Annotated in this window: 9 protein-coding genes; 6 read left to right on the top strand and 3 right to left on the bottom strand. The window is 50.9% G+C overall.

Translation table 11 applies throughout. The annotated features are described in order from the left end of the window. Positions 1-183 precede the first annotated feature (183 nt). On the bottom strand, positions 184-1,596 hold the full coding sequence (locus WKJ04_RS17940) for a DASS family sodium-coupled anion symporter (RefSeq protein WP_337843227.1): 1,413 nt from the start codon (positions 1,594-1,596) through the stop codon (positions 184-186). A gap of 257 nt (positions 1,597-1,853) precedes the next feature. Between WKJ04_RS17940 and WKJ04_RS17935 the strand changes: the two genes are divergently transcribed. Further along, the gene (locus WKJ04_RS17935) at positions 1,854-2,816 is read left to right on the top strand and encodes an aldo/keto reductase (RefSeq protein ID WP_337881671.1); all 963 of its coding nucleotides are present in this window, start codon (positions 1,854-1,856) and stop codon (positions 2,814-2,816) included. Positions 2,817-2,895: 79 nt separating this feature from the next. Here WKJ04_RS17935 and WKJ04_RS17930 read toward each other — a convergent pair whose 3' ends face one another. Both WKJ04_RS17930 and WKJ04_RS17925 read right to left on the bottom strand, forming a co-directional pair. Continuing rightward, entirely contained in the window at positions 2,896-4,947 is a 2,052-nt protein-coding gene (locus WKJ04_RS17930) for a hypothetical protein (RefSeq protein WP_337843231.1), read from the bottom strand. 353 nt (positions 4,948-5,300) lie between these two features. Then, positions 5,301-6,932 carry an electron transfer flavoprotein-ubiquinone oxidoreductase gene (locus WKJ04_RS17925; RefSeq protein ID WP_337881672.1) on the bottom strand — a complete coding sequence of 544 codons (1,632 nt, stop codon included), beginning with the start codon at positions 6,930-6,932 and terminating at the stop codon, positions 5,301-5,303. 212 nt (positions 6,933-7,144) lie between these two features. Between WKJ04_RS17925 and WKJ04_RS17920 the strand changes: the two genes are divergently transcribed. From WKJ04_RS17920 to WKJ04_RS17900, 5 genes are all read left to right on the top strand, one after another. Next, on the top strand, positions 7,145-7,894 hold the full coding sequence (locus WKJ04_RS17920) for an electron transfer flavoprotein subunit beta/FixA family protein (RefSeq protein WP_337881670.1): 750 nt from the start codon (positions 7,145-7,147) through the stop codon (positions 7,892-7,894). Then, the gene (locus tag WKJ04_RS17915) at positions 7,894-8,820 is read left to right on the top strand and encodes an FAD-binding protein (protein ID WP_337881669.1); all 927 of its coding nucleotides are present in this window, start codon (positions 7,894-7,896) and stop codon (positions 8,818-8,820) included. Before WKJ04_RS17920 ends, WKJ04_RS17915 begins: the two co-directional genes overlap by 1 nt. Before the next feature lie 148 nt (positions 8,821-8,968). Next, positions 8,969-9,388 (top strand): hypothetical protein, encoded by a 420-nt coding sequence (locus tag WKJ04_RS17910; protein WP_337881668.1) that lies wholly within the window; start codon positions 8,969-8,971, stop codon positions 9,386-9,388. Between the two features lie 18 nt (positions 9,389-9,406). Next, a complete protein-coding gene (locus WKJ04_RS17905) occupies positions 9,407-10,831 on the top strand; it encodes a DNA recombination protein RmuC (protein ID WP_337881667.1) in 1,425 nt (474 codons plus the stop codon). A 48-nt stretch (positions 10,832-10,879) separates the two neighbouring features. Beyond that, on the top strand, positions 10,880-12,061 hold the full coding sequence (locus tag WKJ04_RS17900; protein ID WP_337881666.1) for an SAM-dependent methyltransferase: 1,182 nt from the start codon (positions 10,880-10,882) through the stop codon (positions 12,059-12,061). Positions 12,062-12,241: the final 180 nt, after the last annotated feature.

Genomic DNA, 12,241 nt, shown 5'->3' with positions numbered 1-12,241 from the left:
GCGCGACCTTGCCAAGGTCGAGGTCACGAGTTCGAGCCTCGTTGCCCGCTCCAATCTAGAAACAAGACATCAGCATTCAAAATGCATCAACAGCCAAATGGCTGTTTTTTTATTTCAAAAATTTATGTTGATTAGAAAAGCCGGATGATGAACTCCGGCTTTTCTGTATTGGCATGGCTTGGTTTATCTGAAGATCAGTGGAGTCAGGTAATGGCTGAACAGCCCAATAACCAGAATACCCAGCAGATTCAGCACCAGACCGGCACGGGCCATGTCTCTGATTTCGAGTTTGCCGCTGGCAAATACGATGGCATTAGGCGGTGTGGCGACCGGCAGCATAAAGGCGAAACTGGCCGCGAGCGCGGCGGGTAAAGCCAGATACAAAGGGGATAAATCCATAGAGACAGCTACGGGTCCGAGCAGCGGCAAAAAGGCGGCTGCTGTGGCAGTGTTGCTGGTCACTTCGGTCAGAAAGATGATCAACGAGGTGACAGCCAGCAACAGCAATACGGGCTCAACCCCCTGTAAACCCTGTAATTGTTGGGCCAGTAATTCTGCCACTCCGGTTTTCTGGATTTGCTCGGCCATCGACAACCCAGCGCCAAACAGCAGCAAAACGCCCCAGGGAACCTGCTGAGCATCCTGCCATTCCAGCAAGTTTTTACCCGCTTTGCCAGGCAATAGAAACAACAAGACTGCAGCGGATAACGCAATTAAGGTATCGCTGATCGCCAAACCTGTGGCGCTGACCAGCCATTGCTGAAAGATCCAGCTAAAAGCCGCCAATGCAAAGACCAACAACACCCATTTTTGCTCAGCGGGCAGGGCGCCAAGCTGAGCCAACTCTTGTTTAAACTGCGACGCATCGCCGCTGGTCGTCGACCCCAGACGAAAATGAAAGCGGGTCAGCCAGAGCCAACAGAGTACCAGCATGATCAACGCCATGGGCACACCCAATAGCATCCAGTCGGCAAAGCTGATTTGAATTTGATAAGCCTTTTGTAAGTAAGCCGCGAGTAATGCGTTGGGCGGGGTACCAATCAGCGTAGCTATGCCGCCAATACTGGCACTGTAGGCTATGGCCAGCAGCACAGCTTTGGCAAATTTACTTTGTTCGCTGACACCGGCCATCGCAATGATAGACAAGCCAATAGGCAGCATCATGACTGCTGTGGCTGTGTTGGACATCCACATCGATAAAAAGGCGGTGACTCCCATGAGCGCCGCAACCTGACGGCCTGGCCTGGCACCGACCACCGAAAGCGCAGAGAGAGCGATACGGCGGTGCAAGCCTGTTTTTTCCATCGCGATTGACAGAAAAAAGCCGCCAAAAAACAGATAAATAATAGGGTTGGCGTAAGGGGATGTGGCCGCGGACAGACTGTCTATGCTGAGCAGAGGAATAAATATCATCGGCAGCAACGAGGTAACAGGAATAGGCACCACTTCGCTGATCCACCAAAGCACCATCCAGGCCATCAGGCCACAAGTCAGCCAGGCTGCCTGGCTCATACCTGCAGAGGGTGCAGGTAAAATAACCGTCAGTAACAGCAGGCAGGGGCCAGTAAAAAGCAGTAGCTGTTGTCGAAGAGTCATAAGGTTCCTTAATTCGGTGAGCAATGGGTATTCAGAGTGAAGAAAAACTTTACCGCCTGAGGCGGAAAATTCTTTGCTGAATAAAGGCCAGTCTGGCCAGCAGTGACGAAAGCGTCAACTCTTTTAGCATGCCAGATGATGAGCTGTTGCGCAGCTGACTACTAGGTCGGGTGCAACGACAAGCGGCCTGCGCGTGCAGGTTAATTTCGTATTCAGTCGTGGTATGCTTCTGGTTTTCTTGATCAAAGGACAACAGAATGCAGCCGATTTCAGACTATTTCCCCAGTGCAGATGCTCTGGTGTTTGGTTGTATGGGGCTGGGCGGTGGCTGGAATGAAACTGACACCAGTGCTGAGCAGCGACAAAAAAATTACCAGGCTTTAGACGCCGCTATTGACGCTGGCTATCGCTTTTTTGACCATGCAGATATTTACACCAGAGGCAAGGCAGAACAGGTTTTTGGTGACTATTTACAACAGCATGCCGGACTGCGTGACAAGCTGTTATTGCAATCCAAATGTGCCATCCGTTTTGCTGATGCCGAGTCGGTCGGGCGTTACGATTTCAGTGCCAGCTACATCCGTCAGTCGGTAGAGGGCTCGTTGCGGCGTTTGCAAACCGATTATCTGGATTTACTGTTGCTGCACAGGCCTGACCCCTTAATGCGGGTGGACGAAGTAGCGGCGGTACTGGATGAACTGAAACAGCAGGGCAAGGTCAGACACTTTGGTGTGTCCAATTTTGGCTGGCCGCAGCTGCAACTGTTGCAGCATGCCTGCCCTATGCCTTTGGTGGTCAATCAGTTGCAAATGAGCCTGAAGCAGCATCAATGGCTGGAGCAGAATGTGTTGACCGGTATGGCTGAAGGTGCCGCCAGTTTCTTCTCTTACGGTACCGTGGAGTACTGCCAGCAGCATAAAGTGCAGATCCAATCCTGGGGCAGCCTGGCGCAAGGACTTTACAGCGGCGGGCGAGAGCAGGGGACTGAAGCTGATAAAGCCACTGCCGTATTGGTACAGCAGTTGGCTGCCAGTTATCAGTGCAGTAGCGAAGCCATAGTACTGGCGTTTTTATTACGCCACCCGGCAGGCATTCAGCCCGTGATTGGCACCACCTCCGCACAGCGGATCCGCGCCTGCCGAGAGGCCTTGCACATTGAGCTCAGCCGTGAGCACTGGTATCAGCTTTATGTCAGTGCGCGAGGTCAGGCGCTGCCTTAAGCTTGTACACGGCATTGATCCCTGCGGGGAGTAAAAAAAGCCAGCATCGCTGGCTTTTTCGTTAAAGGGTGACCCGTCGTTATTCCACTGTTTTTTGCAGGGTGTTCAGTGAAATCACTTTGGTTTTACTGATCTTATGCCGGTAAATTTCGCGCAGATAATGAATGGCTTTTTTCACGCTGTCACGGGACAGCCGAATGTCATTAATAGACACAAACTTATTTTTGTCACGGATCAGTTCCCGGTACTTTTTCTCATACATAGGTTTGATTGCATACCAGTTGGTATCGAGAATCTTCGCCGGGTTTTCGTACTCAAACAACATAGAGTCCAGCCGCTCTTCGTCAAACTCGTCGGCGCGGATAAAGTCCAGCATGGCTTTGTCCAGTGAATCATCGAAACGGTAATCGTCTTTGGCAAAACAGCGCTTGATAAAGGACACGATCAGCGTCAGGAAATCATCACTAAGGCACGGACTTTTCACGATCAGCGTTGTTAACGAGATATTGGCGGAAGCGCCTATCACCAGTGCATAACGTTTTAATGTGGTGTTCGGAAACAGCGCATTCAGATGGCTCTTCAAACGGTTCAGGTCCATGTACGACAGTTTGTAGTCCTTGGGCAAGGATATAATCGACACCACAGAGGAGCAGTTTTTAAAGAAATGCAGGTCCTTTAAATCTTTCGGGTCGTAGCCATTTTTCACATAAGACGCCAGCGCTTCGCGGTAACGACCCGATTCAATGGGTAACAAACTGATCCCTTCAATAGCCTGGGTGATTTTATTAAAATGCGGCAGGTCTATAGAGCGGAAGAACAAATCATCAATATTCAGGCCACTGGTGGCTTTGTCAAACAGCTTCAGCTTATCCACAGCAGCAGGTTGAGTCGGCACCACTGATTCAGCGTACGCGACAGCAACAGGGCCGGCCAGACTCATAAAGAGGTCGTTGGCGTCCAGTCGAATGGTTTCACCAATATCAATACCAGCACGGCGGAAATAGTTTTCGTCGTAGTCTGTGGTCACTGCCTGGGCGGTCAGAATATTAAAGATCTGCTGGGAAATATACTGGTTGGCGTATTTCTCCATCGCGTTGACATCAATATGTTGAATTTCACCGTCATCCGTTTCTTCAGCGTAACGCATAATGTCGTTGGAAATCAGCATCATGGCGTTCCACGGCCGGATACGTTGCATCACGCTGGATTCATTACTGTCTTCGTTTTCCAGGTTGTAGGAGAAATCCCACTCTTCAGACAGGTATTTACAAAGCAGGCGACCTGAGTTGATATGCAGCGCTTCAGACATCTCGACACCATGGTCGGTGATATTCGGAAGAATACAAATACCGCTGGTAAAGATAGGTTCGAAAACAAAGGAATGACCAGAGTTCGCTTCATTTTCCAGCTCGGGCCTGGTATCAAAGGTTTTTGCCATATAAGCGTATTGCTGAGCCAGACCAAACTCCGACGCCATACCAGAACCCGTACCACCACCGGCAGAAAAAATATAAAAGTATAACCTGGATTGGTTGGCTTTGATACCACAGGAATCAATCAGGTAAGAGTGGATGAACTTCCAGTCGGCGTTGGAGAACTTGTGGGTGTCTTTGTTCAGGATGATCTTGGCCAGGTACTGGCCCAAAATAGGCGCGTTACCGGCACCACCGGCATGGACTTCAGACAAGTCCATGATTTTCATTTTGTTGTAATCTTGCAGAAATGTGGTTTTTTCGCCGCGGTTAGAAAAACGGATTCGACCCTCGATGTCTTTATCCAGGTCACCCAGCATCACCAAAGGTTCAATCAGAAACACAGGTTTTACCTGGTTGGATTTGTCGAGGTTCAGGCCTTTTTTGATCCAACGCACAGGGCGGTATTCCTGCTCTTTTTGCGCTTTTTCTTCCTGGCTGAATTCGCTCATATAAAAGGTGCGGGCGTTGTACACCAAAGACGCCACTTCCAGCGCAATATTGGAACCACAACGGCCAAGGCCAATTAAACAAACGGAAGGAAACTGTTGTTTACGGCTGACGCCTTCGACTTCCTGATTTTGTACCGGAAACACGCTGTTACGCAGTGCATCCAGATTGGCCAAAATTTTATTGATGTCGCGCTCGGTGAAATACATATAACGGCCAGAACCAAAGTTCAGGTCGGCTTCGGTGTCTGAGGAGACAAAAGGCCGGATTGCGACACTGACATCATCTTTACCTGCGTTGCTTTTTATAACTTTTGTACTCATGCAGAACCTTCCGGGCTTAACTTTTAGTATGAACGCGCACTGACTTAACCATAGTCTTGTGCGGCTATTATTACAATTGGTGAGACAGACAGTACAGAAAAATCTGGAAACAAAGGGAACTTTTTACTGGTCGTTCAGTGAGGTAAAACAGCAGGCAGTGCCTTTGTAAAAATAGCGGGATCAGAAGTGAGTTTTTTGTTAGGCCTTTTGCTTCTGATCCCGTCTCCCTGAACCTGATATTACATATTGGGGTAGTTCGGGCCTCCGGCACCTTCTGGTGTCACCCAGTGGATATTTTGTTTGGGGTCTTTAATATCACAGGTTTTGCAATGGATGCAGTTTTGCGCATTGATCTGCAATTGTGGCTCACCCCGTTCCATGCCGATCATTTCATAAACCCCGGCCGGGCAGTAGCGCTGCGCCGGTTCATCATACAGGGCCAGATTCACCTGCACAGGGATGCTGCTGTCTTTTAGCTTCAAGTGGCAAGGTTGATCTTCTTCATGGTTGGTATTGGACAGATACACTGAAGACAAACGATCAAAACTCAGCACTCCGTCTGGCTTGGCGTAATGGATCGGGTCGCATACACTGGCCAGTTTCAGGCTGCTGTGATCTTTGGTCCAGTCTTTGATGGTCAAAGGTAATTTGCCACCAAAAAGGTTCTGATCCAGGGTATTAAAGGCGCCGCCGAGCAGAGTGCCAAATTTATGCAGCGCGGGGCCGAAATTACGGCTTCGGTACAATTCGTCAAATAACCAGCTTTGTTCAAAAGCGTCGGCAAATTCGGTGAGGTCATCATGGCCACGGCCAGCTTGCATGGCGGCGAACAGCGTTTCCGCGGCCAGCATGCCGGATTTCATCGCGGTATGGTTGCCTTTGATTTTGGCGAAATTTAAGGTGCCGGCGTCACAGCCGATAAGTAAGCCACCAGGAAAACTCATTTTGGGCAAGCTGTTATAGCCGCCTTTCGCAATAGCACGGGCGCCGTAGCTAACCCGCTTGCCGCCTTGCAGATACTGTTTCAGCACAGGGTGCTGTTTGTAACGCTGAAACTCTTCAAAGGGGCTCAGATGTGGGTTGCTGTAGTTCAGATCGACAATCAGTCCGACCACCACTTGCTGGTTTTCGGCATGATACAGGTAGCCACCGCCGCCCGTTTGCGCATCCAAAGGCCAGCCGGCACTGTGCACGACCAGTCCGGCCTGATGTTGCTCAGCCGGGATATCCCAGATTTCTTTAAAACCCAGCGCATAATGTTGGGGTGTTTTGCCTTCGTCCAACTGAAAGTGTTGGATCAGTTGTTTACCTAAATGGCCGCGGCAGCCTTCGGCAAACACAGTGTAACGGGCCCGCAGCTCCATACCTGGGGTAAAGCTGTCTTTCGGCTGACCGTCTGCTGCTATCCCCATATCACCGGTAATAATGCCTTTGACAACATTCTCTTCGATGATGAGTTCAGCCGCAGGGAAACCAGGGAAAACTTCGACCCCCAGTGTTTCAGCCTGTTGCGCCAGCCAGCGGCACACGTTGCCCATAGACACAATATAATTGCCGTCATTGTGCATGGTGTTCGGCACCAGCCAGTTGGGCATGCGGGTGGCTTTTTCAGCATTGTTCAGCAGATAGATATGATCTGCACTGACCGCGGTTGTGACAGGGGCTTGCATCGACTGCCATTCAGGAAACAGCTCGTTCAGCGCCCGGGTTTCCAGCACAGCGCCGGATAAAATATGGGCACCGACTTCGGAGCCTTTTTCAACCACCACCACCTGCAATTCTGTGCCGGCGGCCTGAGCTTGCTGCATCAGGCGAATAGCACAACTCAGTCCGGAAGGGCCTGCGCCCACAATGACGACATCGACGTCCATCGATTCACGTTCAATCACGACCCACCCCTGTATGCGCAGGCCTCTGCACAGGCGCTGCCAAGCACTTTGTTATTGTATTGGAAGATTTAATTGCCTAAGGGTATTTCAGGTTGACGTTAACGTCAACAGTAAGTAGATTGGGCGGCGGGAAAGGGTAGAGCTTTACCTTTACGTCAACTTGACGTTCTGACGCTGCGGCCAATGAGGTTTATATGAAAATTTTAGTTCCGGTGAAACGGGTCATTGATTACAACGTAAAAGTACGGGTAAAGGCCGATCAAAGCGGAGTGGATTTAGCCAATGTGAAAATGGCACTGAATCCGTTTTGTGAAATTGCGGTAGAAGAAGCGGTCCGGTTAAAAGAAGCAGGCATTGCCACTGAAGTTGTAGTGGTATCAATAGGTCCTGCGGCAGTGCAGGAGCAATTGCGCACTGCGTTGGCCTTGGGGGCTGACCGGGCCATTCAGCTGGACACAGAGTTGTCGCTGGATTCGCTGCAGGTTGCCAAGCTGCTGGCCAAAGTGGTGCAAGAGGAGCAGCCATCCCTGGTGATCCTGGGTAAACAGGCGATCGATTCAGACAACAACCAAACGGCTCAGATGCTGGCGGCTCTAACGGGCATGGGCCAGGGCACTTTTGCTTCAAAAGTGCAGGTTCTGGATGGCAAAGTGCAGGTGACCCGTGAGATTGATGGGGGGTTGCAGCAGGTTGAACTGAAGCTGCCTGCCGTGGTGTCGACGGATTTACGGTTGAATGAACCCCGTTATGCCTCATTGCCCAACATTATGAAAGCGAAGAAAAAAACCTTGGATGTTAAAGCGGCTGACAGTTTAGGCGTGGCGCTTGACAGCAAGGTCACCACGGTGAAAGTGACAGCGCCACAAAGCCGCAGTGCCGGTGTGATGGTCAGCTCTGTCGACGAGTTAGTGGCGAAGTTAAAACAAGAAGCGAAGGTGATCTGATGGCTATTTTAATCATTGCAGAACATAACAATCAGCAGTTAAAAGCCGATACCGCCAAAACCGTCAGTGCAGCACGCCAGATTGGCGGTGACATCCATCTGCTGGTTGCAGGTTTGAACTGCGCTGCTGTCGCCGGACAAGCCGCTGCATTACAGGGGGTCAGCAAAGTACTGCTGGCTGAGCATAGCTGTTATGAACATCAACTGGCGGAAAACGTCAGCCTGCTGGTGGCCGAGCTGGGGGCTGGTTACAGCCATATTCTGGCCAGCGCCACCACAACGGGGAAAAACTTTCTGCCACGGGTAGCTGCATTGCTGGATGTGGCGCAAATCTCCGACATTATTGCGGTGCAAAGTGCTGACACCTTTGTCCGGCCTATTTATGCCGGTAATGCCATTGCGACTGTGCAAAGTACAGATGCAATTAAAGTGCTGACGGTGCGCTCTGCGGCTTTTGATGCCGCAGCCGGGGGGAACAATGCCCCTGTTGAATCTGTGGCCATTGCCAAAGATGCCGGTGTGTCGTGTTTTATCAGCGAAGAGCTGACCAAATCTGAACGGCCAGAGCTGACCGCCGCGCGGGTAATTATATCTGGCGGCCGGGGGATGCAAAACGGCGAGAACTTCAAACTGCTCGACGGCATTGCTGACAAGCTCAATGCCGCCATTGGTGCCTCGCGTGCTGCAGTGGACGCTGGTTTTGTGCCGAATGACATGCAGGTGGGGCAGACAGGTAAAATTGTGGCGCCAGAGCTTTATATTGCTGTCGGTATTTCCGGTGCCATCCAGCATCTGGCCGGTATGAAAGACTCCAAAGTTATTGTGGCCATCAACAAAGACCCTGAAGCGCCGATTTTCCAGGTGGCGGATTATGGCCTGGTGGCCGACCTCTTTACCGCGCTTCCTGAGTTGGAAGCCAAACTGTAAAACCCTGAAGGCCGGAAATTTCCGGCCTTTTTTATCAATAAATGCATCATTTATTTACAAAAAATTTCTTTTCAGCCAATGCAACTTTATGTCAGTCTGATGTCACAGATCCCAAAGCAAAAACTACTGGCGAAGAAGGACGTTGTTTATGTATAAAGCCGCCCTGGCTGCAATGCTGTTTGGTTTATCTGCCTGCAGCACAGTCCCTGAAAACCCGGACGCCCTAAAAACCCAACTGGATGGCCCGCTGGCGCAACTGCAGTTGGATACCCGCCAGCTGCAGTTGCGGCTGGATAAGCTGACGGAAGACAAAAGTTGCAGCAGCGATAACCAGTGTAAAGTGATCCCGGTGGGGGCGCGACCCTGTGGTGGACCCGAGGCCTACCTGCTGTACTCGACCGGACAGACCGATGAGAAAATGCTGCACTACACAGCAGAGCGTTACCAACAGTTAAAACGTAAACAAAATGATAAGCTGGGCTTGGTGTCGACCTGTCAGATGCTGATGGCGCCTGCTGCCAGTTGTCAGCAGTCACGCTGTGTGCTGGACCAGGGGGATGTCCGCTGAGCCCAGGGAGTAAGTTGAATGAATGAGTATTGGATAGCAGCGGCTTGTGTGGCCGCCGTTTTTTTTCTGCTAAGCCTGCTGTTGTTATGGCGCCTGCTCACTCAGCGGCAACTGCTGGCGCTGCAAGAGCTGCAACTGCAGCAGTTTGCAGCGCTGGAGTCGGAGCATAAAAGCCTGCGTCAGCAGCTCCAGCAAAAAGAAACCGACTTCAGCCGGGTGCAAAGCCAATACCAGCAACTGCAACAACTGTGGCAGGAGTTAAAACAACAAAGTGCGGTCCAGCAGCAGAACTATCAACAGTTGTTGCAGGAGCACAGCGCTTTAGCGGCCAGTTTGCGGGAAAAACAACAGGCCTTTGCAGAACAACAGGCGTTATTGCAGGCCAACAAACAACAACTGAGCCTGGAATTCTCCCAACTGGCGCAGCGTATTTTTGACGAAAAACAACAAAGCTTTCAGGGGCAGCAACAGCAACTATTGGGCCAGTTGCTGACCCCGTTCCAGCAGCAGCTGGATGCCTTTAAAACCAAAGTAGAAGATTTACACCTCAAAGAAAGCCAGCAACAAACGTTATTGCAGCATGAACTGGGGCAATTAAAGCAACTGAATCAGCAAATGACGCTGGAAGCCCATCAACTGGCAACAGCGCTGAAAGGCCAGAAAAAGGCCCAGGGCAACTGGGGCGAACTGGTGCTGGAAAATGTGCTGGAACGCTCAGGCCTGCGCCCTGGTGTCGATTATCAACGGGAAGTCAGTAAGCAAAACCATGAAGGGGAGCGGCAACGACCGGACGTGGTGGTATACCTGCCACAGAATAAACACCTGATCATTGATGCCAAGGTGTCGCTGAATGCCTATACGCAGTACATCAATTCTGACGATGAAGCCGGGCGAGCTTTGGCCTTAAAGCAGCATATTGGGGCCATTTCAGCCCGTATTGCGGAGCTGGCCGAGCGCAATTACCAGAAATTGCCTGGCATAAACTCACCGGACCTGGTGTTTATGTTTGTGCCGGTCGAGTCGGCTTTTGTCGAGGCCTTAAAGGCGGATGAACGAATTTTTCAGCAGGCACTGAACCAGAATATTCTGGTGGCCACACCAACCACTTTACTGACCAGTCTGAATATAGTGCGGCAGTTATGGCGTTTTGAAGAGCAGCATAAGCACAGTGCGGAACTGGCCAAAAGGGCGGACAACTTATTTAACAAGCTGCGCACTTTTTTGCAGAGCTTTGTGAAAATCCGCGAAAACCTGCAGCGGGCACAGGATGCGTATGATGCTGCCGAAGGGCAGCTGGTTCATGGCAAAGCAAACCTGGTGAAACAGGTGAATGAGTTTAAACTGCTGACACCGGCCATTCAGGCTGAGCTGCCTGAGTATTTCACCGAAAAAGCCGAGCTGGAGCTGGAAACAGACGCCAGTCCGCCTGCAAGGCTGGAGTAAGCCAGGGCTGCCCTTTATACTGGCGCGCTATAAAACAAGGGGGCAGTTGTGGCGGATTTTCAGTTAAACGACTTTATCAACCGATTAAGCCAGGCGCTGGCAGCACAGCAGTGGCAAAAGCTGGTGCTGAGTAAATACCAGGGCAATGAGCCTGCCTTGCAGCGGGTGGAAGTGCGGCCTGTGTTGTTAAAAAGCCCGGTACTGAGTTTTTTATACCGCTATCAAACCCGGGATATCACCAAAAATTTTTCGTATGACGAAGGTCTGGCGCTGATCACCACCTTACTGACGACAGAGTTTAAAGCCGCCCATTTCAGTTCAAGTGCGGCTGAGTTGCAGCTGGGTATCAGTAAAAAAGGCAAAGTGCTGATGTCGGAACATAAAAAAGCCGCGCAGGACACCAAAGCTGAACTGGTCAGCCACGATAAAGAAAAACAGCGCTACATTGATCAGAATGCCGCATTTTTGCAACAGCTCGGAGTCACGGATGCGAAGCATCAGGTGATCCCAGCCATGTCGCGTAAATGGAAGCAAATCAATAAGTTTATTGAAGTGTTCGCCGCCGCGTTAAAACAGACGGACTTGCTCAAACGCAGTCCGCTGCAAGTCGCCGATTTTGGTTCAGGCAAAGCCTACCTGACTTTTGCGTTACATCATTACCTGACGACCCAGTTAAATGCCGAGGTGGATGTGATTGGGGTTGAACTGCGCCAGCCACTGGTGGATTTATGCAATCAGGCCGCACACCAGTTACAACTGCAGGGCATTCGTTTTGAGCAGGGCGATGTCAAACATTACCAGCAAACCGGCCTGGATGTGATGATTGCCCTGCATGCCTGTGACACCGCCACCGACTATGCCATTCATATGGGAATTCGTGCTGGTGCCGCCATTATTTTGTGTTCACCTTGTTGCCATAAACAAATTCGCCCCCAGCTGCTAAGTCCGGCTGTGCTGGCCCCTATGCTCAAACATGGTATTCATGCCGGTGAGCAGGCGGAGATGCTGACCGACAGCCTGCGTGCTCTATTGCTGGAGGCTCATGGTTATGACACCCAAGTGTTTGAGTTTATTTCGCTGGAACACACCAGCAAAAATAAAATGATTCTGGCGGTAAAACATCAGCGTGGAAAAGCAGTATCCGAGCAGGTCCTGCAACAAATTCAGCAGATCAAAGCCTTTTACGGGATCAGGGAGCATTGTCTGGAAAGCCTGCTCGCGCAGCAGTAAAAGGGTGGGCTGACTGGGATCAGCTGCAATTGTCAGCGATTAGTTTATTTATTCGGCAGTCAGTGCAACTAAATGAATTAAGCCTTGCATCAGGCAGATGAAAGCTCTACTATGCGCCCCGCAAACACGGACGCGGGATGGAGCAGCCTGGTAGCTCGTCGGGCTCATAACCCGAAGGTC

This window comes from Rheinheimera sp. (assembly GCF_037442345.1).
In the GTDB taxonomy this organism is placed as follows: domain Bacteria; phylum Pseudomonadota; class Gammaproteobacteria; order Enterobacterales; family Alteromonadaceae; genus Pararheinheimera.
Note: the sequence above shows the minus strand (reverse complement) of the source record. Positions and strands in the feature narration are given on the sequence as shown.